This window comes from Flavobacterium reichenbachii (assembly GCF_002217435.1).
GTDB lineage: Bacteria > Bacteroidota > Bacteroidia > Flavobacteriales > Flavobacteriaceae > Flavobacterium > Flavobacterium reichenbachii.
Window position 1 is genome coordinate 309,362 of the sequence record NZ_MUHF01000003.1, and the last position, 25,936, is coordinate 335,297.

Genomic DNA, 25,936 nt, shown 5'->3' on the forward strand with positions numbered 1-25,936 from the left:
AAATTATGCAGGATTTAATCAAATTTGCTCCTTATTTATTAATGTTTGTGGTACTTTATTTCTTCATGATCAGACCGCAGCAGAAAAGAGCAAAAAACGAGAAAGAATTTGAAAGCGGTCTTAAAGTAGGCGATAAAATAATTACTAAAAGTGGTTTTCACGGTAAAATAGTTGAACTTGCAGATACTACTGTTGTGATCGAAACTATGTCTGGAAAATTAAAATTAGAGCGTTCAGCTATTTCTATGGAAATGAGTGCTGCTTTGAATAAAAAGGCGTAAGCTTTTTAAAAATTTTCAATCCCGAAACTTCGGGATAAATCCCAAATTCCAATCCCGAATCTTCGGAAGGAGTTTGGGATTTTTTTTGCGCAATATTTTACCTAAAAAAACCTTTGTCAAAGTTTTAAATTTGACAAAGGTTTATATTATTAATTCTCAATCCCGAAGTTTCGGGATTGAGAATTAAACTACCTGTATTTATCATTCAGCCCGACATTTGCTAAAATCATAGGAATCACTTTTTCAATTCTTGAGAGTTTCGTTTTTTCCTGTTTGGCTGTTTCAATATATTCTAAAAATTCATATTGTTTGTAAGGAGCAAACTTTTGAAATGCTTCTCTTAACGCAGGATTCAAAATCATTTCTTTATCCAATAACTCGGAGACAATTGCTTCTTTCTTTGCAGGTTTAATGATTTTACCTTGCTTTTCATTTTCAATAGCTTCAGCAATATATTCTAAAATATCTTTTTCATTCACTTCTTCTTTCGACCTAAAACGCCATTGAAGCAAAGACTTTGTTACATCTTTCTGAGCGTTGATTAGTTTGTTTTTATCGTCTTTTAGAAATACGCCATTGAAAAACCAAATTGCAAAATAATCTTTAAATCCCCCAAGACCAATTACATTTTTTTTATTGTAAACATAAACCGGAGCGCCCCATTTTACTGTTTCAACAAGCTCGGTTTTATCAATAATTGATTTTAGAAAAAGGATTTCTTCTTCCCAATTATTCATTTTGTCCCAAACGTGTTTTTTAACAGCATCATCCATTTACTTTTTCTTCTTTGAATTTTCATTCGCATCAAAAATTCCCTGAACAGCAGTTAGTTCGGCAATTTTTACAATAACATCAGTCGCTTTCTGGATACTCTCAGCTGGAACATATTCATATTTTCCGTGAAAGTTATGTCCGCCTGCAAAAATATTAGGGCAAGGCAGTCCCATGTAGGATAACTGCGAACCGTCAGTTCCGCCGCGAATAGGTTTTATAATAGGTTTTATGTTCAGTTCCCGCATTGCTTTTTCTGCAATATCTACAATATGTTTTACAGGAAGTACTTTTTCTTTCATATTGTAATACTGATCTTTAACTTCAGTAATTACAATATCTTCACCAAATTGTTTGGCGAACTTTTTATTGATTTTCTTGGCTATTTTTCCAATTAAATCTTTTCTTTTTTCGAATTTAATTTTATTGTGATCACGAATAATAAGTTCTAAAACCGTTTCTTCAATATTTCCTTTGATGTGATGAACATGAAAAAATCCTTCGTAACCTTTAGTTTCCTGAGGAGTTTCTCCTTTAGGAAGTTCATTGATGAATTCATTGGCGATCAACATCGAATTGATCATTTTTCCTTTTGCATAACCCGGATGAACGCTTTTACCCTTAAAGGTGATTTTTGCTCCTGCAGCATTAAAGTTTTCATATTCTAATTCACCAATCTGGCTTCCATCCATGGTATAAGCCCATTGCGCGCCAAATTTCTCCACATCAAAATGGTGTGCACCACGGCCAATTTCTTCGTCTGGAGTAAACCCAATTCTGATTTTTCCGTGTTTAATTTCCGGATGTTGAATTAGGTATTCCATTGCCGAAACAATTTCTGTGATTCCCGCTTTATCATCTGCACCCAGCAAAGTAGTTCCGTCCGTTGTAATGATGGTCTGGCCTTTATATTGCAAAAGATCTTTGAAGTAATTAGGAGATAAGACGATGTTTTTTTCAGCATTCAAAACGATATCTTTTCCGTCGTAGTTTTCAACAATTTGTGGTTTTACGTTTGCTCCGCTAAAGTCTGGTGAAGTATCAAAATGAGAGATAAAACCAATAACAGGAACTTCGTGGTCAACATTACTTGGCAGTGTCGCCATAATATAGGCTTTGTCGTCTATTGTAACATCTTGGAGTCCAATTGCTTTTAGTTCTTCGACTAATTTATTGGCAAGATTCCATTGTTTTTCTGTGCTTGGTGTAGTAGTTGAATTGGGATCAGACTCTGTATCAATTGTTACATAACTGATGAAACGATCTATGATATGTTGCATTATTATAATTTTTTAGCAAATATAGGTATTTTTATTAGCTGTGTAATTGCAGCTGGCTGATGTAAATTCAAATAAAAAGACGGATTCTACAGGTATAGAATCCGTCCATAAATTTTATGCTGTTATATACTTTTTACACATCTAAAACCCAAATGATTGGCTGCAGATCGTACTTCGCCTTTTCCTCTTGTACCCACCATGTAGCGTGTACAATATTGATCGGTACATAAAAACGAACCGCCGCGGTGTACTCTTTTTATCTGTGACGGATCGTTTGGATCATTGTAAGCGCTTGGTCCCTGAGGATTTTTTATTACTTTTCCTTCTTGAGCGAGTTCATCATAATAAGAAGTACTATACCAGTCGTTTACCCATTCCCATACATTTCCTGCCATATCGTACAATCCGTATTGGTTTGGTGCAAATTGTGCCGTTGGAGCGATTCCTTTAAAACCGTCTTCGCCAGTATCACCATCTTTTATAGGAAAGTGACCCTGATAAATATTGGCCTGAAACTTTCCATTTGGTTTTAAAGTATTTCCCCAAGTGTATAAATTTCCTGTTTTACCGCCTCGTGCTGCAAATTCCCATTCTGCTTCTGTAGGCAGTCTTTTTCCTGCCCATTTTGCGTAAGCAGCAGCATCTTCATAAGCAATCTGGACTACAGGATATTTTTCTCTTCCTTTTATCGTGCTCTGTGGTCCTTCAGGATGCTTCCAGTCAGTTCCGCCCACATAACTCCACCATTGAAGGAAATTATTAAGATTGACAGCTGTTGGAGTAGGAGTAAATATAACAGAACCCGTGATTAGATCTTCTTCATTTGCAATAGGAAATTCTTCTTTAGTAGGCTTTTGTTCTGCAACTGTAACATATCCGGTTGCTTTTACAAATTTTGCATATTCTTCGTTGGTAACTTCTGTTTTGTCCATAAAATAACCATCTACATAAACACGATGTATTGCGGCAGCATCTTTTGTAACGCCTTTTATACTGCATAAACTTTCATCCTCGACGTTGCTTCCCATAGAAAATTCGCCGCCAGGAATCCATGCCATACCTTTAGGAACTGCAGATGGGGCAGGAGTCTTATTGACAATTGTTGGTTTAAAATCAGATTCTCCTGATATTTTTGGAGTTTCAGCACAATCTATTGTTTCTAATTTATCTTTAGGCGTAATGAGTTTTGTGAAACCGTATGCGATTGAGACTATAAAAATAGTCAGCAAGGCAAATATCCAATAAGTTTTATTTTTCATTTTGGTTAAATTTGAAGTAATTTCCAAGTTCTAATAACCTTAAAAGTCAGTGCTTGATGAGGTTAATAAATTTTTATTTCAAATATATAAAATTCTACTGATTCTATAGGGTAAATAGTTTAATTAAATTTAAAAGGGAATTATTTATCCTCTTCTACTAAAACCACTTCGTATTTGTTTTTTCCATCAACTTGGACAGGCTGATAATACGTTTCTCCAAATTTTATATATTTTACATCTCCAATCGTTACTTCTTTACCTCCTTCAGGTAAACTTTCTACGAGAGTTCCGGCTGTTGGCGCAACCACTTTGTACGAGCTGCCGTCTTTTTCGTAATACGTGCCTCCGTAATAATAATTATTTACAGTACCGGTATTTACAGTCTGGGCTCCGCTTGGTATATTATTTACAGTTCCTCCGACTGGTGCAGGAACTGCTGTATATCCACCATTGCTTGGTGCATACCAGACGCCCTGATCATAATGATATTGATTGTTTTCTACACTTACTACTATTGCCGTAACAGCCAAAGTTGCCACAAAAAAGCCCCATGGATGCCAAACCGGACCCCAATAAAAAGGGGTGTAAGGATGATAAAAATAAGGATGAAAAGAATTGTATCTGTAACCTCCATATCTGTAAGGAGGTCGAGTGTAGATTACAGTATTTCTTCTTACGATAGTATTTCTATTATTGACTATATTGATGTCCCTGCTTCTGTCAATATTAATGTCATTTCTTGTTCTGTCGCTAATATTCTTTTGATTAACAGAATTCCTTGTTTTGGTCGAATTTCTGTTTTTTACAGCATTTTTGTCTCTAACTGCAGCATTCGATGTATTAGAAGGTCTGGTAATTTTAGTTCCGGAGCCATTTGAGCCTGGTCTTGTAACAGGTCTTTGCTGATTGGCCGGTTTTTTAATTGCCGGTCTTTGTGCTGCACTGCCTCGCTGATTTAAGCCGCCAGGCCGTCCGCCGTGTCGCTGTGCTGAAATGTCAATAGAAATCAAAAAAAATGATAGAGACATACACACGAGCAACGCTTTTTTGAGTAATTCATTTATCTTTTTCATTATCAGTGTTTTAAGGATGATAAAGTTATGAAAAAAAAGCAAGATTCGTAGGAAAATAATACAATTTAGAACATATGATTTTTAATAAAATATTTTTCACATAAAATTTAGTCACGGTGTTAAACTATATAGGAAGACTTTCAAGTATTATAATTAAATTTGCAACCGAAAAAATAACAACACTACACGATGTATAAATTGATAATTCGCCCGATACTTTTTTGTTTTGATCCAGAAGAAGTACATTATTTTACTTTTTCGTTTGTAAAATTCATTTCAAAAATACCTGGAGTTTCATCAATTATTAAGTCTGTTTATGAAGTAAAAGACAGACGTTTAGAGCGTGAAGTTTTCGGAATTAAATTTAAAAATCCAGTTGGTCTTGCTGCAGGATTTGATAAAGATGCCAAATTATACAAAGAGCTTTCTGATTTTGGTTTTGGTTTTATCGAAATCGGAACTGTAACTCCGGTTGGTCAGGAAGGGAATCCTAAAAAACGTTTGTTTAGACTAAAAGAAGATCAGGCTATTATTAACCGTATGGGATTTAATAACGGCGGTGTTCTTGAAGCTGTAGAGCGTTTGAAAAAGAATTCAGGTGTTTTGATTGGCGGTAACATAGGAAAGAATAAAGTGACTCCAAACGAAAATGCTGTAGATGATTATATCATTTGTTTTGATGCTTTGTTTGATCATGTGGATTATTTTGTTGTGAATGTGAGTTCTCCAAACACACCAAATTTAAGAGCTTTGCAAGACAAAGAACCGTTAACAGCTTTGTTACAGACTTTGCAAGAAAGAAATATCGAAAAACAAAAAACAAGTTCTCAAAAAGCAAAACCAATTCTTCTAAAAATTGCTCCGGACTTAACAGATGAGCAATTATTAGATATTATCGATATTGTAAAAACGACTCAAATTGCTGGAGTTATTGCCACAAATACTACGATTTCAAGAGATGGATTACAATCTCAAAACCAATCTGAAATGGGCGGTCTGTCTGGAAAACCATTGACAAAACGTTCTACCGAAGTAATTCGTTTTCTTGCTGAAAAAAGCAACAACGCATTTCCAATTATTGGAGTTGGAGGAATACATTCTGCAGACGATGCAATTGAAAAATTAAACGCAGGTGCAAGTTTAGTACAGTTGTACACTGGTTTTATTTACGAAGGCCCGGCATTAATAAAAGATATTAATAAAAAGATTTTAAAGCAGTTGTAAAAGCAGCGCCTGAACCACTAATCCTGTAATAATCGCAATTCCAAAGCTTATCAGTGTACCAATTAAAACGTACTCGGTAAGCTTTCTTTCTTTGGCTTCGTTGAGGTCTCCAAATCTAAAAATAGATTTAGCGGCTAATAAAAACCCGATTGCCTCAAAATGCCCCGTCAGAATAAAACCAAAAACAAAAAGGCGTTCCAAAATTCCGATATAATTTCCAGCGCTGGCAAGAGAATTATCAGTATGACTTTCATTATTTTCCGGACTCCAGATCGAAATTATGGTTTTAATAAAAATAGATGTCGGTTTTGTAATAAATAAAAGTCCTGTAATGAAAATCCAAAACTGACTGCCAAACCAAAGCAGATTTATAGTTTGATTTTCGTATAAAAATACCACGCCGATTAAAATAACTAGGTGTGCAATCTGATCCAGGACAAACCAAGTGCGTTTAGTTTCTTTTTTTTGAAAATTCAATTTGATTACATCAATAATCCCGTGTGTTACTGCAATTATGAGGGCATAAGGAATAAACTGAATTTCTCCTGCCAGAACAGCTGCTAATATTCCGTGCAGTAAAATATGAAAGTATAAGTAGATACTTTTATGTTTTTTAATTTCCTTATCGGCAACCCATGAATTTGGCTGCCAGATAAAATCACCTAATAAATGTGCTAAAAGTAATTTTACAAATAAAATCATAAGGCTTTAAATTGTTTTATTTCTGTTCTAAAATAACGATCTAAATTCATAACCAAATCAAACTGAGCGCGTTTTTGTCTGCGGCTCACAGCAGCTTGATTAATTCCTAACTGCTGTCCTAATTCTTCTTGAGAAAAATCCGGATTCTCTATAGCCGACACCACAAATTCTGCAGACTGTACCAGCCAGCTGTCCATAAAAGTCAAGGCGAGCTGTATCATCAAATTCATTTTTTCATCTATTTGTGCATCGCCTGTACGCATTGCCAAAGTTACTTTTTGCTTTTTTAATGTTTCAAAAAGTTCTCCCGAATTAATAAATGCTCCTCCGTAGCTTTCTGATATTTTTTCGCCTTCATAGGTTTTATCTCCAAATCCAATACTCATTCTGGCGTCTAATTTTATCGCTCTTAAATGAGCTTTTATTAAAACAGCAGAGAGTAAAGCCTCTTCAGGATTTTTTATTTCAACTTGAAATTCATCTCCTCTGTAAACTTCCCACTGACTCGGAGATGCTCCAAAAACAGATAGAATTTTTTTTAAACCTTCTACCCAATCTTTAGATTTTTGTTTTCTGGAATCAATTATGTCACCTGTAATTACGCTCGTCATATCAAATATAGCTAAATATTATAAACTTTGTATTACAAATATACGTAATTTTTCTTTTTATTACGTTTTTTGGTAATATTTATAGTTATTACATTTTTTGGTAATATTAATAACTATTACAATATTGGGTAATACTATAGATTAAAGAAAATTATAACTTTTATTTCAGTAAAAAAGAAACTAACTTAGCCTTTACAAAAGAATAAGCTTTGAATAAAGAAATCAAAATTATCGAATGTCCACGCGATGCCATGCAAGGCATCAAAACATTTATTCCCACAAAAAACAAAGTAACCTATATACAGGCTTTACTTAGAGTAGGATTTGATACAATCGATTTTGGGAGTTTTGTGTCTCCAAAAGCTATTCCGCAGATGCAGGATACTGCCGAAGTTCTGGCACAGCTGGATCTTTCTAAAACGACCAGTAAATTATTGGCAATTATTGCCAATACGCAAGGCGCAGCTTTAGCATCAGAATATGAACCCATTCAATATTTAGGATTTCCTTTTTCTATATCTGAAAATTTCCAGATGCGAAATACACATAAGACGATTGCGGAATCTCTGATTACATTAGAAGAAATTCTGGAAATTGCAGACAAAAAAAACAAAGAAGTGGTAACTTATCTTTCTATGGGTTTTGGAAATCCATATGGAGATCCATGGAATGTAGAAATAGTAGGCCAATGGACTGAAAAACTTGCCGGAATGGGAGTAAAAATATTATCCCTTTCTGATACTGTAGGAAGCTCAACCCCAGAAGTTATTAACTATCTTTTTTCGAATCTGATTGCAAAATATCCACAAATAGAATTTGGCGCCCATCTGCATACTACTCCGGAAAGCTGGTTCGAAAAAATCGATGCTGCTTACAATGCCGGCTGTACCAGATTTGACGGTGCAATTCAAGGTTTTGGAGGATGTCCTATGGCGACAGATAAGCTTACAGGCAATATGCCCACAGAAAAACTGATATCTTATTTTACTGCAAATAAAAAAATAACAGGGTTAAATTCTTTGAGTTTTGAAAGCGCTTATAACGAAGCTTCAAAGCTGTTTGGGAAATTTCATTAAAAAAATTCGTACATTTACTATTATCGTGTAATAATAACAGCATAATTTAGTTGTTACTATTATTTGTAAATACTAATTGTCATGAAACAGCTTTCTGTTAACACAATAATAAGTTCTTTATCGCTTGTTTTCTTTCTATCATGCTCAAGTGATTTAGATTTCGATCAGATAAATGATTTGAAGTTAAAACCTGTCGTAGTAGCAAATCTTGCTTATTTTGATGTGCGTGCCAATCAGCTCTTAGATAATGGAGGAACACATGTTTTGTATGATACACGAGAATTTGATGTTTTTAAAGATAAGTTCTTTACTAATGATCTTCTAAAAGCCGAATTTGATTTTGAAGTTGAGAATACTATTAATAGAGCTTTTACTCTTAATCAGCGCTTAATCAATGCCAATGGCGATATACTCGAAACCATTTCTTATCCTGTTCCGGCTTATACTGGAAGTTCTAATGTAATAAAATATCCCACGGAAGTATTTGAAAACCAAAGACTGGAGTTGTTAAAGCAAACTGCAAAAATAGATTTTGAGTTGATTATTGCAGCAGGACCACCGCTTAATGCAGGCAGCACAGGAAGTATAAAATTGAGATCAAGTGCAACAGTTTATTTAGAGTTCGAATGAAGAAAGTATTCCTGCTATTAGCGATTTTTTATCAGCTTTCTTCTTTTTCTCAAAATAAAGAAGTGCTGTATAATTTTACCTCAATTCCGCAGTCCTCACTTGTAAATCCTGGTGCAGATGTGTCGTATAAATTTTACTTTGGAGTTCCGGTTGCATCTGGAGTTTCTGCAAATTTAGGATCCAGCAGTTTTTCTGCCTATGATTTATTTGCCGAAAACGGTGTTGATTTTAATGATAAAGTGCGAAACGTTGTCAATAAATCATCGAATAAAGACAGAGTAATAACAAACCAGCAGTTAGAATTGTTCTCTGGCGGTTTTAGAATAGGAGGCAGAGATAGTAAATCTTACATCTCGTTCGGAATGTATCAGGAATTTGACTTTTTTATGTTTATGCCCAAAGATCTTGCAGTATTAGCATTAGACGGAAATAAAAATCATATAGGAAAATCATTTAATTTAGGAGATTTGAGTCTTAAAGCCGAAGTACTTTCGGTATTTCACGTTGGTTTTCATAAAAAGGTAAGTGAAAAACTTGTTTTAGGCGGGCGTGCAAAAATTTATTCAAGTGGTGCAAATGCGACTTCAACCAAAAATTCAGGATATATTTATACAGGACAAAATGTTGGAACCCCAAATTTATACAGCCAAACCATATCATCAGATCTGGAACTTAAAACATCTGGTATTTCAAAATTCACAAAAGACGAGTATGAAGGTAATATTGCACGTGACATTGCAAATAATACTTTTTTTAACGGAAGCCTTGGTTTAGGTTTTGATGCCGGAATTACCTATTACTTCAAAGACAATCTCCAATTTACAGCCAGTGTTATTGATCTTGGTTTTATAAGACAGAGTAAGGATATTGAGACCCTTACGTACAAAGGGACTTACCAATATGATGGTGTAAATCCTAATTTTTTAGGAAATGACGATCCCGAAAATGTCTTCGACGAATTTAATGCTGCCATTCCAAGAGACACGCTTTATAATAAATATACAACCTGGCGGCCGACCAAAATATATTCATCCCTTCAATATTCTTTTGGAGAATACCGTTCAGATGAAGATTGTAACTGCAGGACGCAGGTTAAAAGACGGTATTTAAATGATGCCGGAGTTCAGTTTTTTGCCATGTCTGCACCAAGAACACCGCTTTTTGCGTTAACCGCTTTTTATAAAAGAAGTATATTTGAAAAATTAGATGTAAAAGCAACTTATACGTTTGATACTTTTTCCAACAAAAATATTGGACTTGGACTTTCGGGTACTTTATGGAAAGTTAATATGTATTTGCTGGTCAATAATATTTTAGAACTTAAGGACGTTTCTAAAGCAAATAGTATGGCATTTCAAGTTGGTTTAAATTTTGTCTTTCAGGATAAGGAGTAATGAATTCAATATTAAAAAAAATGGAATTTAATGATTCATTTGTAATTTATTTATTGAAAGGTTTTTCCTGTAAATACAATTTTATGAATAAGTTAGTGAACAAGTAGGCGATTTATTCACTATATTTGCACGCAATTCAACTAGAAATTGCAACATGATAGCACACAACTCCAAGATTATCGGCGAAGGTTTAACTTACGACGATGTATTATTAGTACCTAACTACTCGAATGTGCTTCCCCGCGAAGTGAGTATCAAATCAAAATTCTCAAGAAATATAACATTAAACGTTCCTATAGTATCAGCTGCTATGGATACTGTTACAGAAAGTGCAATGGCAATCGCTATGGCTCAAGAAGGCGGTATTGGCGTTTTGCATAAAAACATGACTATCGAGCAGCAAGCGGCGAAAGTTAGAAAAGTAAAGCGTGCAGAAGCAGGAATGATTATTGATCCGGTAACTTTACCAATGAATTCAACAATTGCAGATGCTAAAAATGCTATGAAAGAATTCGGAATTGGCGGTATTCCAATCGTAGATGAAAACAGAATCTTAAAAGGAATTGTTACAAACCGTGATTTGCGTTTCGAAAAAAATGGTGCAAGACCAATTGCTGAGGTTATGACAAGCAGCAACTTAGTTACTGTTGCCGAAGGAACTTCATTAGAGCAGGCAGAAGTAGTTTTGCAAGGTCATAAAATCGAAAAACTTCCTGTTGTAAATGCTAAAAATGAACTTGTAGGTTTAATTACCTTTAGAGATATTACAAAATTGACTCAAAAACCAATTGCAAACAAAGATACTTTTGGTCGTTTGAGAGTTGCAGCCGCTATTGGAGTTACCGGAGATGCAGTTCAAAGAGCTGAAGCTTTGGTTGCTGCTGGTGTAGATGCAATTATTATTGATACTGCACACGGACATACTGAAGGTGTAGTAAATGTATTAAAAGAAGTAAAATCAAAATTCCCTCAAATTGATGTTATTGTTGGAAACATTGCTACTCCTGAAGCTGCTAAATATTTAGTAGAAAACGGTGCAGATGGTGTAAAAGTAGGAATCGGACCCGGTTCTATTTGTACTACACGTATCGTTGCAGGTGTTGGTTTTCCTCAGTTTTCTGCAGTTTTAGAAGTTGCTGCAGCTATAAAAGGTACTGGAGTTCCAGTAATTGCAGATGGTGGAATTCGTTATACAGGAGATATTCCTAAAGCTATCGCTGCAGGTGCCGACTGCGTAATGTTAGGTTCATTATTAGCAGGAACAAAAGAATCTCCGGGTGAAACTATAATTTTTGAAGGAAGAAAATTCAAATCTTACCGCGGAATGGGTTCTGTTGAAGCCATGCAAACAGGTTCTAAAGATCGTTATTTTCAGGATGTTGAAGATGATGTTAAAAAATTAGTTCCGGAAGGAATTGTTGGACGTGTTCCTTACAAAGGTGAATTAAACGAAAGTATGCTTCAATTTGTTGGAGGTCTTCGCGCCGGAATGGGATACTGTGGTTCAAAAGATATTCCAACTTTACAAGAATCTGGTCGTTTTGTTAGAATTACGTCAAGCGGTATTACAGAAAGTCATCCGCACAATGTTACAATCACAAAAGAAGCTCCAAATTATTCAAGATAATTTAGCTTTCTATATAAAAGTAAAGGCGTAAGATTCAAATTCTTACGCCTTTTTTTATTTTTTCCAGAACTAGTTTTTCATTGTAAATAAAAACTCATCCGTTACTTTGTACTCTTTATTTTTAATGACAATTTTATATCTACCGTTGTTCAACAGTAATTTTCCGTTTTGATCAGCATTTAAAATTTCGACAATATCGGCGGGAATTCCATTTTTTTCAAATTCGTTAATTCGATATGCTGTTACTAATGCGGGAAATTCTTTTATTTTTGAACTTGGAATGCTGTATGCTTTTCGTTTTCCCTGCAAAGTTTTCCAGGCAGGTATTCCATTATCAAATTTAGTGACAGGATGAATTATTGAACAGTCAATTTTTTTAGGATTATCAATGCTGCCATTAAATGTTTTACCATTTGAATCCACCAGAATTGCCGGATAATCTAAATTTAATATTTGAATATAAGGCTGATTTAATTTTAGATCTCCTCTCTCCGAATATTGAATTTGGTCAATTGTAAACGGATTTATACCAGTAAATTCAGTCAATCTGCCAGCCATTGCTTTTTCCCAAGATTTAATTCCAGGTATCCCTTCAATTACATGATCATAACCGCAATGAATTAAAAATTTACCTTTAGGATTTTTTTCGATCCATCGGGAAATGTTTTGAGCTTGTTTAATTTCTCTGTCCTTTCCAGTTATATTTTCTGAACTAAAATCATCATAACCAAATACAGTAAATCCAATTTTTACAGCTTCACTTATTAAATTTCCGAATTCTGGTTCTTTAGTGTAAAATCCACTTTCTAATACAGGAAATTTTCTTTTATTTATTAAGCTGTCAGAAAGTGCTTCAACCCCAAGAAATCGAAAGCCATTATTATATAAACCTTGTAATATAGAGGTTGTAAAAACTCTGTGTCTCGCATTATTATGGGCTTCATTTATTATTATAATCTTCTCATTTTTTGATCTTTTAATAATGTAGTCCTTTGCATTTTGAGGAATAAATTCCTTAATGTACAAACTATCAGCCTTTGTTATTTTTGGTATAGTGGCTCCATTTTTATCCCAGGTTTCCAATGCTTTTTTGTAATAACCGCTCATAGAATAAGCAGTTGCTCCAGCTTGGTATTTCCATGGTGCTGTATCCTTTTCGATAGTAAAATCTATATCTCTGGAAAATTGATAAGTTTCTTTTTTTGACTGAGAATATATTGCTGCGATATTGTAAAAAAGCAAAAAGAATACAGAAATTAATGATTTCATTTATGAGTATAAAAGTTTTTAATAATTAATAAATGAACTTTTTTGTTTTATTTTTTGGCGATTTTAACGGATTGACTATAATTGCTTTTTGATTTTAAATCTAAATTAAAATCAGTATGTTTTAGTTTCAGGTTAAGTTCCATATCGATCGTATTTTCACTTGTAAAATGATTCAAAATATCGTAATCCAGTTTTCCTGTTCCATTTCCTGATCCGCTTATATCAAAGCGATTATCGATAATTTTCATTGTGTATACTTGGACAATATCAAAAAGAGCATTTTTTGCAGTGATACTTTTCAAATTGTAAGTTGTTGTAATTACCATTTCAAAATTAATTCCTGCAATAGGAATTGTAAGTGGACTTTCCTGAGAAAAAGATTCGCCTACTCTTAATTTTCTTTCCGGAAGCTCAAGCTGTTTAAATGTGCTTTGAACTGTTTCAAAAATGGTTTTTTTAAAGCTTTCTTCCATTCCTTTAGATACGATCGAATCCAGTTTAGGCATATTCAAAAGGGAGACATTACCATACAAAAAGGTTCCGCTTGGAATTATATTTTTTCCATTTGCATCGGTTGATTTCAAATATTCAATCGTGATCGGGAAATTTCCATCTTTACCCATTTTACCAGTTTTAGAAACCGTTTCTACGTTAAAGGAATTTTTTATTTTGGTTGGATTTTCTGTTCCGTTTTTCTTTAGTATTTCCAAAAAATTTTCTGATCCTGAATAAGCAATTTCATAATCTGAAGAATTAGTTATGGTTTGATAATAAGTAGTCTCGGGCGAATAACCAGGTTTGAAGTCTAAAATTTTATTCGATTGTCCGTAGCTAAAAAAGGTAGCAATACAAAAAAGTAGTAAAAATGTTTTTTTCATGTTGAAAGTTAAGGCGTATAATTATTGGCGCTTTATCAAACGAAAATAGGAAAATTATTAACAAGTAAAATTTTATTCTTTGTAATTTTCGATTCAAAACAAAAAAAACAGCTTATAGATAAAGTATAAGCCGTTTTTTCAGGAAAGAAAAAAATATTTTATTGAACAGCTGTTTGTTCAGCAGTTCTAAGTTTTTGATTGTCCAGGATTTTCTGTATGAAAGCAGAAGTTTGAGATTCAATTTCTTTTTCAGAAATATCCAAAGCTTTAGGATCTTTTACCAAAGCATACCAAGGTTTTGCACCGTCAAAGTCGTAGTTTCCAAAAACAACAACCGGAGTCCCTTTTACTTTTACATTTTCTTTGTCTTTAAGAATCCATTCATCTGCAAATTTGTACAGGTATTTGGCATCTTTTTCTAAAAGACGAAGACAAGAATGTGAAGCAGGATAACCTGGTAATTCATATTCATGAAAACCTACACCAAGTTTATTTTCGATATTAAAATTCCATTTTAAGTCCCATTCGTCATTAAAAGTGCTGGTCGTTTTCTCGGCTTTCCAATTGGTAAAAAATAATCCTGTTGGAGTTTGATCTTTTTTTCGCCCCATATTTGTAGGACCTGTATATACAAGTTCTCCATTTTCGTAAGCGGCAAAAGTTTGAGTAGGGTAGGAGAAAATAATGATTTTAGAAACTTCTTCTAAAGCACTCACGTGCAGAGGAAACGGAAGATAATAAACCAAATCACCGCTAAAATCACCAGGAACTACAATCGAATCCTTTTTTGCTAAATTCTTTTTATCAGTTCTGTTTACAGCATAGACTATTGCTGCTTTTGCACTGTCAGATTCATTTATTTTCAGCCATTCTTTTGTCTTTTCAAAATGATATTCAACAGATTTTGGTTTTTTATATTCTATTGTTTTTTTAGGTTCTTTTTTTTCTGTTTTATTTTCGGTCAGGTTTATAGTATCGCTCTTTTTACAAGAAACCATTAATCCTAACATTAATATAAGTAGTGCGTTTGCTGTGTAATATAACTTTCTCATAATTGGTATTTTTTAGTTATGACAAAGTTTCAATTTTATGTTAAAAAATGAGTTATATAATTTTTAAAAATGTTTGTTTGATTTTCATTTAACAATTAAATTAATATTGGATAACTCATCCAGCATGATTTTAAAAAGAGAAATTAGTGAATTTAAAGTTTTCAAATGATCCACTTTACCATTTATGTAATATGATAATTCAAAAGTATTTTCAGGAAGTTTTTCTCCCCAGATTCCTTTATAATCTGAGATTTGAATATTTACGTCCTTTTGGTCTTTTAAGATACTCTGAAGCTCTTTGTTTTTTAATACACTTTTTATTTTAAATTCATTATTACTTTTGATTGTAAATAAATTGTCAAAATCTGGATTTCCTATTTTTATATCCTGTCCTCCAAAAAAGTTTTCTATTTTTCTAATAGTGGTTTCTGTATAAATTTCAAACTTAAAATTATCTATCAGAGTAATTGGAGTTATAACTCTGGTTACGTCGTTGCTATATTTTCCCGACCAAACAGTGTAATTATCGAGGATAATCTTCCAGTTTTTGTATTCAATAGTTGTGGAATCAGAATTCCACGAATAGCCTTCGGTAAAAACACCATCTGTTTCTTCTGCAAGTTGTTTCCAAATATTCATATGCTAAATCTTTGATAAAAATAAAGTGTTATCACTAATCCATTCTGGCTTGTTTTTGAGCAAATAATTTTCGTGTCCAGTATTTTTATAGATTTTTAAATTTTTACTTCCTTTCAAATTAACATAAATTTCATCAATTTCTTTTCGGCTTACACTTTTATCTTTTTCTCCATAAAGCAGTAAAACCGGACAGACAATGTTTTTTGCGTATTCACTTGGATTATGACCAAATCCCCAAAAACCATTTTGAATACCGCCCCAAAATAAAAGCAGTCTGGCCATCGGAAAAGTTGGTGCATTTACCCTTTTAAATCTCGCATAAACAGTTTTATACATCGACCCAAATGGGCATTCAAGAATTATTCCTTTTGGTTTTATTTTATCGTCGTCAATGCATTTCATAATAGCAACCGCTCCCATTGAAGTGCCAAACATATAAATGTTTTTTTCTCCCGTTTGTTTTATATAGTCAAAGACAGTTTTAACTTCTTCAGCTTCTTTGTAACCAATTGTTGTCTGGTTTCCTTCTGAGTTTCCGCTCCCCATAAAATCAACAAGTACAGTGTTATAACCCAATTTTATATATTCATCTGATCTTTCAATCATTAAAGATTTCTCACCACCGTAACCATGAAATAATAGTACTGTTCCTTTTGGTTTTTCAGTTTTAATTAACCAGCATTCAATTTCTTTATTACTTTTTAATTTTAAAGTTTGAAATTTTTGAGAAGGGAATTTTTTGTTTTTTGGTTTAGGATTATTAACTCCAAAAACAACAATTTTAGCTTTGTCCCACGATGTTAGTTTTTCCGGGCTTTTAGTTTTTGCCTTTTTACTATTGTTGTAATGTGTGAATTTGTAAGCATGAAAAAAAGCAATAGTATTCATTATTATAAAAATAACCAAAAGTGTTTTAACAATTTTTCTGCTGTATTTATGTAATTTCATTTATTTCTGTTCAATTAGTTTTAAAGTATATTCAAACTGTGTGTCCTTATTTTTTAAAAAATCTTCTAATGTTTGTCTGACTTCACGATCAGGAATTATTCCCCTTCCAAAAATCTGATTGGCTTTTTTAGGAACATCCTGTTCTAAATTTACAATCGAAAACTGGGTTTTTATTTTAGAATTAGGTAATTCATATTCAACAGGAGTATGTCCGTTGTGCCCATAATACCCGCCCATAGTTTCTTCACCAATCACAATAGCATTTGTTCTTCCAGTGGCTAATGATGCAAAGAGAGAACCTGCAGAAGCAATTCTAGGGCTTATTAACAAATAAATCTGACCTTTAAAACTGTTTTTATCAGGCTGAAGTAAAGCATTAAATTTTTCGTCTTGTATGTATTTACCGTTTTCCAGTTTTGGAAACTCTTCTTTTATTTCCTCTTCAAAATCTTTTCTTTCTTCGTGCTGTTTTTGAGGTTCGGTTTCTTCGTAAACTAAATAATTGGGAAACGGGATTTCCTGAAAATTAACGTACGCTTCAGCATTTTCCCGATACGGTTTTTGTGTGAGATAAGAAAAAGTAAGAATGTCATTTGGGTCCGTTCCGCCGCCATTATTTCTAACATCGACAATCAGGTTTTTTATCTGCAAATTGTTAGAAAGGTATTGAAAACAGCTGTCCAGATGTTTTTTATAAGCCAAATGTTCTTTGTCTTCGGCATTATTGCCAATTGCAAACGTATTTATAGTAAGTAAACTTGTATTGGGTGTAATGACTTTAAAAGAATATTTGTTTTTTATTTTACCATATTGTAAGCTGTCAATAGGAAGCGAATGGCGGTTCTTGAAATTTTCTTTTCGAATTTCGTTCGAAACACCTGTGATAGTTTTGAGTAATTTTTGAGATTTGTCCGGAAGTGAGTATTCAACTAAAAACTTCTTTTGAGATCCGTATTCCATCTCAAAATATCGCGCAAAAGAACCTGCAATTCCAATAGATTTTCCAGAGATATTATAGCCGTCTGTGGTGTAATATTTATAGAATGAAGCTAAAAGCTCTTTAGTTTTGATTTTGTTGATGCTGAAAATTTCTGAGCCTAATGGAATTTCAGTATTCCGGAAATTAACAATTAACTTGTCTTCAATAAGTTTTACAGGATAAGGAAAAAACACATTTCCTGATGAGAATTTATTTTGAAAATTTTCAGGAAGAGTAGTGTCATTATGTAAACTGCCTTCAAAATCTGTAATTTTTAAAATTATTTTGTAAAAATCCAGCAGTGCTTTAGGCTCATTTATTTGGCTGAATGCCCATGAATAAATGCTGTCAGTTTGTTGTTTAGTACGATATTTATAAAGTCCGGAATTGGCTTTTTCTCTAATTTCTTTAAAAACAGTAAGATCTTGTTTTAATTCATATACGCTCAATTTCTGATTTTGCGCCGCCATTAAAAATGGAATAAAAACAAAAAGCATTATTTTAGATTTGAACATTATTAAGAAATTAAATTCAAATCTAAAATAATAAAAAATGTCTTACACTAAACCTTTTATTTTAGCATGCTGCAATAATAAAATAGTTTTGGCATCTGTTATTTCGCCAGATTCAATCATTGCATAAGCTTCATCAAAAGTATATTCCAAAACTTCAATATTTTCCTGTTCAGCATCCAGTCCGCCGCCTTCACTTACTTTCATACTTTCGTCATATTCACCAACAAAAAGATATAATATCTCGGTTACAGAACCTGGCGACATATAAGTTTCTATAACTTTCTGCACTTTTGTTAAACGATAGCCGGTTTCTTCTTCCGTTTCGCGAATAACAGCATTCTCAGCATTCTCTTTGTCTAAAAGACCGGCACAAACCTCAATCATCATTCCGGTTTTATTACCGTTAAGATAAGTGGGTAAACGAAACTGTCTTGTTAGGATAACACTCTTTTGTACTGTATTATACAATAAAATGGCAGCTCCATTTCCGCGGTCGTAAACTTCACGAATATGAGATTCTGCAAGCTGATTTTCTTTTTTATAGTTAAAAGTTACTTTGTTTAGTACATACCAATTGTCTGATAATAACTTAGTTTCTTTTATTTCTATTTCCGGATTCTTTCTCATAAAATATTCTTCAAAAAAAAACGCTCTGATTATCAGAGCGTTTAAATGTATTATTTTGTTATTGTTTGTTTTCTGTCTGGTCCAACCGATACAATTTTGATTGGCACTTCAACAGCTGCTTCAATAAATTCAATATATTCTTTCAGCTCAATTGGTAATTGATCGTAAGTTGTCAATCCAGTTAAATCTGCTTTCCATCCTTTAAATTCTTTGTAAACCGGAGTAACATTTTCCGGCTCGATGTTATAAGGGAAATGAGAAATGTTTTGTCCTTTATAGTTATATTCAGTACACACTTTCAAAGTTTCAAAACCAGAAAGTACATCACCTTTCATCATCATTAACTGCGTAACCCCATTTACCTGAATAGCGTATTTTAAAGCCACTAAGTCTAACCATCCACAACGTCTTTGTCTTCCTGTTACAGAACCAAATTCGTTTCCAACTCTAGCCATTGTAGCACCAACTTCGTCAAAAAGTTCAGTTGGGAAAGGTCCGCTTCCAACACGTGTAACATACGCTTTAAAAATTCCGTAAACTTCTTTGATTTTGTTAGGAGCAATTCCTAAACCTGTACAAGCTCCGGCAGCAGTAGTGTTTGATGAGGTAACGAATGGATAAGTTCCAAAATCAACATCTAATAAAGATCCTTGAGCACCTTCACAAAGAATAGATTTACCTGCTTTTTGAGCTTGGTGCATATATTCTTCACTGTCAATAAAATCTAATTTTTTTAATTCTTCAACAGCTTCAAAAAACTCTTTTTCAAGCTCTTCTAAGTTATATTGAATAGCAACATCGTAAAAAGCAATCATTGCTTCATGTTTGTCTGCCAATGCTCTGTAACGTTCTTTAAAATCTTCTAATTCGATATCGCCGACACGTAGACCGTTTCTACCGGTTTTGTCCATATAAGTTGGTCCAATTCCTTTAAGTGTAGAACCAATTTTTGCTTTTCCTTTAGATGCTTCAGAAGCAGCGTCAAGCAAACGGTGTGTTGGTAAAATTAAATGAGCTTTTCTCGAAATAATTAATTTGCTTTTAATGTCAAGGTTGAATTTCTCTAAACCTTCTATTTCTTTTTGAAAAACTACAGGATCAATTACAACTCCATTCCCGATGATGTTTATAGAATTTTTATGAAAAATACCAGAAGGAATTGTTCTAAGTACATGTTTAATTCCGTCAAATTCTAATGTATGTCCTGCGTTTGGTCCTCCCTGAAAACGTGCAATAATATCATAATTTGAAGTAAGTACGTCTACAATTTTTCCTTTACCTTCATCTCCCCATTGTAATCCTAGTAATAAATCTACGGTCATTCTGTTTTTAATTTGCGTTGGGACAATCTAAGTCATCCTACTGATTAATGTAGTTAATTTTCTTTTTTTATTTTTTTGAATAATGCCTTTCGGGATTATTGATTTTGTTTTTTGTTTCCGTAAAAATATAAAGAGTGATTGGTAATCTCAATATCAAATATTTCTTCGATTGTTTTTTTGATGGTTTGAATTCTTGGATCGCAAAATTCAATTACTTCGCCAGAGTCCGTCATGATAATATGATCGTGCTGTTTGTCGAAATAAGATTTCTCGTAGTAAGCCTGATTTTGCCCAAATTGATGTTTTCTAACCAAAGCGCAGTCCAACAATAACTCGATCGTGTTGTAAAGCGTAGCCCTGCTCACACGATAGTTTTTGTTTTTCATTTTGATATAAAGATTTTCTATATCAAAATGCTCTTCGCTATCGTAAATTTCCTGAAGTATAGCATAACGCTCAGGAGTTTTTCGATGCCCTTTTTGTTCAAGATACATTGTAAAAACATTTTTTACAATTTCTTGATTTCTAGTATTGTCAGTTGAAATGAGTGTCATATCCTGCAAAGATAATTTTTTATTTTTAATGAATAAAAGTTTCGGGTTTAAAGTTTAACGTTTAAAGCGCGATTTGATCAATACTAGCGCATCAAATACAGGCTTTTGCCTCGATAATTTAAGCGGAGATCAAATCTGCTTAATTAACATATTTATTTTTATTAATGATAAAAATAACAAATTCTCAAGTTATTTTTGTCATATACATATACCAATTCCATTCCCAGGTTTTTCCATTGTCGTCAGACATGGCTTGGCTCCAAACTGGATTTTTTTCATCTCTCGCATCCCATTTAAAAACCTGAATTACATCTTTTCCTTCGTAAATATCTTTAGAAAAAAAATACCCGACTTTGTTTGTAAAGGAGCCAATTACGGGTTTGTCTAAAATTCCGGTACTAGAATCCGACCAATAAATACTCCATAATTTTGTCTTCGGATTAAACAGCCTTACGGTCATTCCTTCAAATGGTTCGCCGTCAAAAGTGGCAAGAAAATTATCTATATTTCCAATTCCGTTTAGAATTTTATACATTTCCTGTGTCGAAGGAAATTCAATCCATTCGTTTGAATTGGCAAATCTCGTTTTTAATTTTTTGTTCTGAATGCTGGATTTTCCCTGAAAAAAAATCAAAATCATCTTTTGATGAGGATTCAGAAGCTATTATTTTAAGTTCTCCATTTTCATCAAAATTGATTTGGGGAATTTCTAAAGAATTTGTTTTCATAAAAATATACATATCAATTGTTTAAGTAAAATAGTCACGAATAATATTTCTTTTGACTTTAAGACTTTAAACTTTCGACTTATTAAGTACGGTATTCTCTCGTCACTTTATCAACGCCGTCTATTTTTTTAATTGCGTTGATCATTTTCTTTAAAATCGTATTATTCTTTACAATAACCGCAATCTGACCATGAAAAATCCCTGCATCTGTACTCAATGAAATACTCTGAATATTTACACTCATATTATTAGAAATTACTCTTGTCAATTGGTTTGTAAGCCCTAAAACATCCATTCCTGTAATGTTGATAATTGCTTTGAATTCTTCCTGAGAAGAGTCAATCCATTTTGCACTCATAATGCGATATGCATAATTGGATTGCATTCCGATAGCGTTTGGACAGTCTTTTTTATGTACTTTAATACCTTCATTTATGGTAACAAATCCAAAAACATCGTCGCCCGGAATCGGATTACAGCACTGCGAAAGCTTATAATCCAGCTTATCATGTTCGGTTCCAAAAACCAGCATATCATAGTTACTGCTGATAACAGGTTTATGAATGTCTTCATCAGCCGTAGTATCTTTATTTCGCTTAATTTTATTTTTAAAGAAATTGATAAACGAGTTGCTTTTTTGTGCAGCATAATCCTTGAGCTGTTGATTTTCTATTGCTCCAATTCCAACCCTGTAAAATAAATCTAAACTTGTTTTAAGCTTGAAAAAGTTTACCAATTCATTGATAACCTGCTCGCTGATGGTTATTTTTAGATGTTTTAATTTTCTGGTAAGTAATTCTTTTCCTTCTTCAGCAATCTTTTTGGTGTTCTCGTTTAGAACATTTTTTATTTTATTTTTAGCTCTAGAAGTCGTTACATATTCCAGCCAGTTTATAGTTGGCTTTTGGCTTGTCGAAGTAATTACTTCTACCTGATCACCACTTTTAAGTTCGTGATTCAGCGGAACCAAACGTCCGTTTACGCGAGTTCCTCTGGTTTTAATTCCAATTTCAGAATGTATGCTAAAAGCAAAATCAAGAGAAGTTGCTCCTTTTGGCAGTGATTTGATTTCACCTTTTGGCGTAAAAACAAAGATTTCTTTTGAATATAAATTCATTTTAAAATCTTCAACAAAGTCAACTGCGTTTGTTTCCTGATTTTCTAAAGCTTCGCGAAGCAAATTCAGCCAAGTGTCTAAACCGCTTTCTTCAGTTGCTCCATTTTTATATTTGTAATGTGCTGCGTATCCTTTTTCTGCAATTTCATCCATACGTTCACTTCGCACCTGAACTTCGACCCAGCGTCCTTTCGGCCCCATAACCGTAATATGCAGGGCTTCGTAACCTGTAGATTTTGGTGACGAAATCCAGTCACGCAATCGACTCGGACTTGGTCTGTAATGGTCTGTTACTATGGAATAAATCTTCCATGCAACAAATTTTTCTTCATGAGGATCAGATTTGTAAACAATTCTAAGTGCAAATTTGTCGTACACTTCATCAAAACTTACATTTTGAGCACGCATTTTTCTGCGAATAGAATATATAGATTTCGGACGGCCTTTAATGATATAATCAACGCCTTCATTGTCTAAAGATTTCTTTAATACATCTGAAATGTCCTTAATGTAAGCATCTTGCTCTTCTTTAGTTTCTCTAATTTTGCTTACAATGTCATTGTAAACTGCAGGTTCTGTATATTTTAAACCTAAATCTTCTAATTTGGTTTTAATATTATAAAGCCCTAAACGATGGGCGAGAGGAGCATAAATATATAAAGTTTCAGATGCAATTTTGGTCTGTTTATATTCCGCCATCGAATCCATAGTCTGCATATTGTGCAGACGATCGGCAAGTTTGATCAGAATAACACGAACGTCATCATTCAAAGTCAGAATCATTTTTCTGAAATTTTCAGCCTGCATAGAAGCATTTAGATCTTTTTGAACCAATGAAATTTTAGTCAAACCCTCGACCAGCTGAGCCACTTTCGGATTAAATAAACGTTCAATATCTTCGACCGTAATAGGAGTATCTTCTACAACATCGTGAAGTAAAGCTGCTGCAATAGAGGTCGCTCCCAAACCAATTTCAGAAGCAACGATTTTTGCAACTGCAATAGGATGAAAGATATACGCTTCGCCGGATTTACGTCTTTGTTCTTTGTGAGCATCAACAGCAACATCAAAAGCCTTGCGGATAAGTTTTTTATCAGTAGGACTTAAAGTTTGGTAGCTGATGCGGAGTAATTCCTTGTATTCCTGCGCAATTGCTTTGTTTTCTTTTTCAATATCTATTTCTATCATATCAGCATAGTTCAAGTACTAAAAATAAGAATAAGTTAGAACATACGCAAGGGAATAGATTGTTGATTTTATACTTAAGATTTTAGATTTTTGAAGGTGAATTTTTAGAATTTTCATTGCCAAAAGAGACTTCGACTTCCCTCAGTCTAACATCAAAAAAGGTTGTCTTAAGATAAATTGCAATAGTACAACTTCCAATGAAAAAAGAGCAAAGCGATTTTTTTAGAAATCTAAAATCTAAAATCTAAAATCCTCTTTGACGTTTAGCTTCAAAAATTAAAATAGCGGCAGCTACAGAGACATTCATACTGTCAATTTCGCCCTGCATCGGAATAATGATATTTTGTGTTGCAGCGTCGCGCCATTCCTGTGTTAATCCTGTAGCTTCTGTACCCACAACTAAGGCAGTTGGAGTTGTAAAGTTTTGAGTATGGTACGAAGTTGAATTTTGCAAAGTTGCGCAGTAAAAATCAATGTTGTTTTCTTTTAAAAAAGAAATGATTTCTGCAGTGGTTCCCGTCGCAATCTGATTAGTAAACAGACAGCCGACACTTGAGCGCACAATATTTGGATTGTATAAGTCACTCTTCGGATTCGCAATTAAAACGGCATCTAAATTTGCTGCATCTGCAGTTCTCAAAATAGCACCAATATTTCCCGGTTTTTCCGGAGCTTCGGCAACTAAAATCAACGGATTTTTAGAAAGTTTTAAATCAGATAATTGTAGAGATTTGCTTTTTGCTACAGCTAAAATTCCTTCGGTCGTGTCACGATACGCCAGTTTTTGATAAACTTCTTTATTGATTTCTATAACCTGAAAAGGATTTTGAATCAATTTATTGATTTCTGATTCAGAAACTAATTCGGGTAGAAATAAAACAGTTTCAATTTCGTAACCTCCTTTTATAGCCAATGAAATTTCTCTTAAGCCTTCAATCAAAAATGTACCGGTTTGTTTTCTGGCTTTGGCTTTTTCCTGAAGTAAAACCAAAGATTTTATAAACGGATTTTGAATTGAAGTAATTTGTTTCATTTTTTTTAAATGTACTAGGTTCTGAGGCGCTAAGGTACTGAGATTTTTTTAAAAAGTTGAAAAGGTTTTTTGTCTTTGTCCTGCAGGTTTTCAAAACCTTTTAGGTGTTTTAAGGAACAAGATCAAAAAAGGTTTGCCACGAATTTCAGAAATTTCAAAATATTAATTCGTGAAATTCGCGGCAAAAATACTTACTCTTCAGTAGAATTATGTTCGTCCAAAAGAGCAGTTTCTTCTTCAATTGGTCTTGTAACCACTTGATCTTTTTTGCCAAAAAGGAATTTTTTAAGTGCGGCAAATGCTGCAATAATTCCGATTACAATTACTTTTCCGAATTTAGCCAGAATAGCAAAAAAGCCGACTTTTGCCAGAACTTTTCCAGCTACTAATCCTCCAATAGTCCAGGCAGCGACAGTATCTGTATCGGCATCAAAATCCAGGTATTTGTTACCGTCATTAAATTCTACGCTTTTTACGATTCCGGGAATACTTGCTTTAACTTCAGCTAGCTGCTGTACTCCTGCAACTGCAGAAATATTGTACATTCCTTTTCTGCCCAAAACTCTTAAATCATAATTTAAGGTATGTTCTTTATCCTGACCAAATTGTAATTCTTTTGCCCAGTGCAGTACTTTTAAATTATTGTCATAAAATGGAGTAGAAGCCCATCCAATTAATTGAACTTCAGGATATCCGGCTTTTTTTCTTTCTTCATTTTCTGATGCTACATCTTCTTTCATTGTTTTAAGAAGATCATCGTAATCAATATCGTCAGCGTCATCATCTTTTACATAACCATCTCCTTGATAGCTAATTACAAACATCCAGCTGTCGGCGTGAGTAACACCTTTTCCGTCGGGAACTAAAGATCCCAAAACAGATTTATCTTCTGGATTTCCCCATAAATTACTCAGGATATTTTGTGTCTGTTCTCCGTTTAAGAATTTAAAACCCTTAGGAACATTCAGCGTTCCATCTCCTTCAGTAAGTTTTATTTTTCCAGATTCGTAATTAAAGGATTTTTCGATTTTGTCATAATAGGCTGCAAGTGTGTCTGCTTGTGCTGTTATTTTTGATATAGAAATAACACTAAGCAAGAGAAATAATAAAGTTTTTTTCATTCTGGTTGGTTGGTTTTTGTTGATTTATATTTGGGTTT

The 25,936-nt window shown here is 33.5% G+C and carries 25 protein-coding genes; 6 read left to right on the forward strand and 19 right to left on the reverse strand.

What is annotated here, in order from left to right; translation table 11 throughout:
* Positions 1 to 5 precede the first annotated feature (5 nt).
* Positions 6 to 281 (forward strand): preprotein translocase subunit YajC, encoded by a 276-nt coding sequence (yajC, locus tag B0A68_RS04595; protein WP_035684389.1) that lies wholly within the window; start codon positions 6 to 8, stop codon positions 279 to 281.
* A gap of 188 nt (positions 282 to 469) precedes the next feature.
* On the opposite strand, the gene B0A68_RS04600 is transcribed toward yajC, so the two are convergent.
* From B0A68_RS04600 to B0A68_RS04615, 4 genes are all read right to left on the reverse strand, one after another.
* Positions 470 to 1,054: a YdeI/OmpD-associated family protein gene (locus tag B0A68_RS04600; RefSeq protein WP_035684388.1), complete on the reverse strand. Its 585-nt coding sequence runs from the start codon at positions 1,052 to 1,054 to the stop codon at positions 470 to 472.
* Positions 1,055 to 2,332 carry a peptidase T gene (pepT, locus tag B0A68_RS04605; protein WP_035684387.1) on the reverse strand — a complete coding sequence of 426 codons (1,278 nt, stop codon included), beginning with the start codon at positions 2,330 to 2,332 and terminating at the stop codon, positions 1,055 to 1,057.
* 122 nt (positions 2,333 to 2,454) lie between these two features.
* The gene (locus tag B0A68_RS04610; RefSeq protein WP_035688103.1) at positions 2,455 to 3,591 is read right to left on the reverse strand and encodes a formylglycine-generating enzyme family protein; all 1,137 of its coding nucleotides are present in this window, start codon (positions 3,589 to 3,591) and stop codon (positions 2,455 to 2,457) included.
* Positions 3,592 to 3,731: 140 nt separating this feature from the next.
* Positions 3,732 to 4,664 carry a DUF6515 family protein gene (locus B0A68_RS04615; protein WP_035684386.1) on the reverse strand — a complete coding sequence of 311 codons (933 nt, stop codon included), beginning with the start codon at positions 4,662 to 4,664 and terminating at the stop codon, positions 3,732 to 3,734.
* Between the two features lie 189 nt (positions 4,665 to 4,853).
* Between B0A68_RS04615 and B0A68_RS04620 the strand changes: the two genes are divergently transcribed.
* Complete coding sequence (locus B0A68_RS04620) at positions 4,854 to 5,888, forward strand: quinone-dependent dihydroorotate dehydrogenase (protein WP_035684385.1); 1,035 nt, start codon at positions 4,854 to 4,856, stop codon at positions 5,886 to 5,888.
* On the opposite strand, the gene B0A68_RS04625 is transcribed toward B0A68_RS04620, so the two are convergent.
* Together B0A68_RS04625 and B0A68_RS04630 are read right to left on the reverse strand one after the other, a co-directional pair.
* Positions 5,874 to 6,590, reverse strand: a complete 717-nt coding sequence (locus B0A68_RS04625) for a DUF3307 domain-containing protein (RefSeq protein WP_035684384.1) — start codon at positions 6,588 to 6,590, stop codon at positions 5,874 to 5,876. The genes B0A68_RS04620 and B0A68_RS04625 overlap by 15 nt on opposite strands.
* The gene (locus B0A68_RS04630) at positions 6,587 to 7,201 is read right to left on the reverse strand and encodes a SatD family protein (protein ID WP_035684383.1); all 615 of its coding nucleotides are present in this window, start codon (positions 7,199 to 7,201) and stop codon (positions 6,587 to 6,589) included. Before B0A68_RS04630 ends, B0A68_RS04625 begins: the two co-directional genes overlap by 4 nt.
* 209 nt (positions 7,202 to 7,410) lie before the next feature.
* Here B0A68_RS04630 and B0A68_RS04635 point away from each other — a divergent pair, with 209 nt between their 5' ends.
* From B0A68_RS04635 to guaB, 4 genes are all read left to right on the forward strand, one after another.
* Entirely contained in the window at positions 7,411 to 8,277 is an 867-nt protein-coding gene (locus tag B0A68_RS04635; RefSeq protein ID WP_035684382.1) for a hydroxymethylglutaryl-CoA lyase, read from the forward strand.
* Between the two features lie 81 nt (positions 8,278 to 8,358).
* Positions 8,359 to 8,907, forward strand: coding sequence for a hypothetical protein (locus B0A68_RS04640; RefSeq protein WP_035684381.1), 549 nt, complete (start codon positions 8,359 to 8,361; stop codon positions 8,905 to 8,907).
* Positions 8,904 to 10,301: a DUF5723 family protein gene (locus tag B0A68_RS04645; protein ID WP_035684380.1), complete on the forward strand. Its 1,398-nt coding sequence runs from the start codon at positions 8,904 to 8,906 to the stop codon at positions 10,299 to 10,301. Before B0A68_RS04640 ends, B0A68_RS04645 begins: the two co-directional genes overlap by 4 nt.
* A 154-nt stretch (positions 10,302 to 10,455) precedes the next feature.
* Complete coding sequence (gene guaB / locus B0A68_RS04650; protein ID WP_035684379.1) at positions 10,456 to 11,928, forward strand: IMP dehydrogenase; 1,473 nt, start codon at positions 10,456 to 10,458, stop codon at positions 11,926 to 11,928.
* A gap of 69 nt (positions 11,929 to 11,997) precedes the next feature.
* On the opposite strand, the gene B0A68_RS04655 is transcribed toward guaB, so the two are convergent.
* The 13 genes from B0A68_RS04655 to B0A68_RS04715 all read right to left on the reverse strand — a co-directional run bounded on the left by B0A68_RS04655 (position 11,998) and on the right by B0A68_RS04715 (position 25,898).
* On the reverse strand, positions 11,998 to 13,197 hold the full coding sequence (locus tag B0A68_RS04655) for a hypothetical protein (RefSeq protein ID WP_035684378.1): 1,200 nt from the start codon (positions 13,195 to 13,197) through the stop codon (positions 11,998 to 12,000).
* Between the two features lie 47 nt (positions 13,198 to 13,244).
* A complete protein-coding gene (locus B0A68_RS04660; protein WP_035684374.1) occupies positions 13,245 to 14,075 on the reverse strand; it encodes a hypothetical protein in 831 nt (276 codons plus the stop codon).
* A gap of 158 nt (positions 14,076 to 14,233) precedes the next feature.
* Entirely contained in the window at positions 14,234 to 15,127 is an 894-nt protein-coding gene (locus B0A68_RS04665) for a L,D-transpeptidase (protein WP_035684369.1), read from the reverse strand.
* Between the two features lie 84 nt (positions 15,128 to 15,211).
* Positions 15,212 to 15,766 carry a hypothetical protein gene (locus B0A68_RS04670; RefSeq protein WP_035684367.1) on the reverse strand — a complete coding sequence of 185 codons (555 nt, stop codon included), beginning with the start codon at positions 15,764 to 15,766 and terminating at the stop codon, positions 15,212 to 15,214.
* 3 nt (positions 15,767 to 15,769) lie between these two features.
* A complete protein-coding gene (locus B0A68_RS04675) occupies positions 15,770 to 16,714 on the reverse strand; it encodes an alpha/beta hydrolase (RefSeq protein WP_035684365.1) in 945 nt (314 codons plus the stop codon).
* Positions 16,715 to 18,208, reverse strand: a complete 1,494-nt coding sequence (locus B0A68_RS04680) for a S41 family peptidase (RefSeq protein ID WP_035684364.1) — start codon at positions 18,206 to 18,208, stop codon at positions 16,715 to 16,717.
* Between the two features lie 42 nt (positions 18,209 to 18,250).
* Positions 18,251 to 18,835, reverse strand: coding sequence for an NUDIX domain-containing protein (locus B0A68_RS04685; protein WP_035684362.1), 585 nt, complete (start codon positions 18,833 to 18,835; stop codon positions 18,251 to 18,253).
* Between the two features lie 50 nt (positions 18,836 to 18,885).
* The gene (locus B0A68_RS04690) at positions 18,886 to 20,157 is read right to left on the reverse strand and encodes an adenylosuccinate synthase (protein WP_035684361.1); all 1,272 of its coding nucleotides are present in this window, start codon (positions 20,155 to 20,157) and stop codon (positions 18,886 to 18,888) included.
* Between the two features lie 95 nt (positions 20,158 to 20,252).
* Complete coding sequence (locus B0A68_RS04695) at positions 20,253 to 20,711, reverse strand: Fur family transcriptional regulator (RefSeq protein ID WP_035684359.1); 459 nt, start codon at positions 20,709 to 20,711, stop codon at positions 20,253 to 20,255.
* A 184-nt stretch (positions 20,712 to 20,895) separates the two neighbouring features.
* On the reverse strand, positions 20,896 to 21,351 hold the full coding sequence (locus B0A68_RS24620; RefSeq protein WP_240475245.1) for a hypothetical protein: 456 nt from the start codon (positions 21,349 to 21,351) through the stop codon (positions 20,896 to 20,898).
* A 170-nt stretch (positions 21,352 to 21,521) separates the two neighbouring features.
* On the reverse strand, positions 21,522 to 23,744 hold the full coding sequence (locus B0A68_RS04705; RefSeq protein ID WP_035684358.1) for a RelA/SpoT family protein: 2,223 nt from the start codon (positions 23,742 to 23,744) through the stop codon (positions 21,522 to 21,524).
* A gap of 244 nt (positions 23,745 to 23,988) precedes the next feature.
* Complete coding sequence (locus tag B0A68_RS04710) at positions 23,989 to 24,777, reverse strand: TrmH family RNA methyltransferase (protein ID WP_035684356.1); 789 nt, start codon at positions 24,775 to 24,777, stop codon at positions 23,989 to 23,991.
* 191 nt (positions 24,778 to 24,968) lie between these two features.
* On the reverse strand, positions 24,969 to 25,898 hold the full coding sequence (locus B0A68_RS04715; RefSeq protein WP_051892574.1) for a DUF2167 domain-containing protein: 930 nt from the start codon (positions 25,896 to 25,898) through the stop codon (positions 24,969 to 24,971).
* Positions 25,899 to 25,936 lie beyond the last annotated feature (38 nt).

Excerpts from the sequence above, each read along its gene's own strand:
- yajC (WP_035684389.1), top strand. The coding sequence starts at position 6 with ATGCAGGATTTAATCAAATTTGCTCCTTATTTATTAATGTTTGTGGTA.
- B0A68_RS04600 (WP_035684388.1), bottom strand. The coding sequence starts at position 1,054 with ATGGATGATGCTGTTAAAAAACACGTTTGGGACAAAATGAATAATTGG.
- pepT (WP_035684387.1), bottom strand. The coding sequence starts at position 2,332 with ATGCAACATATCATAGATCGTTTCATCAGTTATGTAACAATTGATACA.
- B0A68_RS04610 (WP_035688103.1), bottom strand. The coding sequence starts at position 3,591 with ATGAAAAATAAAACTTATTGGATATTTGCCTTGCTGACTATTTTTATA.
- B0A68_RS04615 (WP_035684386.1), bottom strand. The coding sequence starts at position 4,664 with ATGAAAAAGATAAATGAATTACTCAAAAAAGCGTTGCTCGTGTGTATG.
- B0A68_RS04620 (WP_035684385.1), top strand. The coding sequence starts at position 4,854 with ATGTATAAATTGATAATTCGCCCGATACTTTTTTGTTTTGATCCAGAA.
- B0A68_RS04625 (WP_035684384.1), bottom strand. The coding sequence starts at position 6,590 with ATGATTTTATTTGTAAAATTACTTTTAGCACATTTATTAGGTGATTTT.
- B0A68_RS04630 (WP_035684383.1), bottom strand. The coding sequence starts at position 7,201 with ATGACGAGCGTAATTACAGGTGACATAATTGATTCCAGAAAACAAAAA.
- B0A68_RS04640 (WP_035684381.1), top strand. The coding sequence starts at position 8,359 with ATGAAACAGCTTTCTGTTAACACAATAATAAGTTCTTTATCGCTTGTT.
- B0A68_RS04645 (WP_035684380.1), top strand. The coding sequence starts at position 8,904 with ATGAAGAAAGTATTCCTGCTATTAGCGATTTTTTATCAGCTTTCTTCT.
- guaB (WP_035684379.1), top strand. The coding sequence starts at position 10,456 with ATGATAGCACACAACTCCAAGATTATCGGCGAAGGTTTAACTTACGAC.
- B0A68_RS04655 (WP_035684378.1), bottom strand. The coding sequence starts at position 13,197 with ATGAAATCATTAATTTCTGTATTCTTTTTGCTTTTTTACAATATCGCA.
- B0A68_RS04660 (WP_035684374.1), bottom strand. The coding sequence starts at position 14,075 with ATGAAAAAAACATTTTTACTACTTTTTTGTATTGCTACCTTTTTTAGC.
- B0A68_RS04665 (WP_035684369.1), bottom strand. The coding sequence starts at position 15,127 with ATGAGAAAGTTATATTACACAGCAAACGCACTACTTATATTAATGTTA.
- B0A68_RS04670 (WP_035684367.1), bottom strand. The coding sequence starts at position 15,766 with ATGAATATTTGGAAACAACTTGCAGAAGAAACAGATGGTGTTTTTACC.
- B0A68_RS04675 (WP_035684365.1), bottom strand. The coding sequence starts at position 16,714 with ATGAAATTACATAAATACAGCAGAAAAATTGTTAAAACACTTTTGGTT.
- B0A68_RS04680 (WP_035684364.1), bottom strand. The coding sequence starts at position 18,208 with ATGTTCAAATCTAAAATAATGCTTTTTGTTTTTATTCCATTTTTAATG.
- B0A68_RS04685 (WP_035684362.1), bottom strand. The coding sequence starts at position 18,835 with ATGAGAAAGAATCCGGAAATAGAAATAAAAGAAACTAAGTTATTATCA.
- B0A68_RS04690 (WP_035684361.1), bottom strand. The coding sequence starts at position 20,157 with ATGACCGTAGATTTATTACTAGGATTACAATGGGGAGATGAAGGTAAA.
- B0A68_RS04695 (WP_035684359.1), bottom strand. The coding sequence starts at position 20,711 with ATGACACTCATTTCAACTGACAATACTAGAAATCAAGAAATTGTAAAA.
- B0A68_RS24620 (WP_240475245.1), bottom strand. The coding sequence starts at position 21,351 with ATGATTTTGATTTTTTTTCAGGGAAAATCCAGCATTCAGAACAAAAAA.
- B0A68_RS04705 (WP_035684358.1), bottom strand. The coding sequence starts at position 23,744 with ATGATAGAAATAGATATTGAAAAAGAAAACAAAGCAATTGCGCAGGAA.
- B0A68_RS04710 (WP_035684356.1), bottom strand. The coding sequence starts at position 24,777 with ATGAAACAAATTACTTCAATTCAAAATCCGTTTATAAAATCTTTGGTT.
- B0A68_RS04715 (WP_051892574.1), bottom strand. The coding sequence starts at position 25,898 with ATGAAAAAAACTTTATTATTTCTCTTGCTTAGTGTTATTTCTATATCA.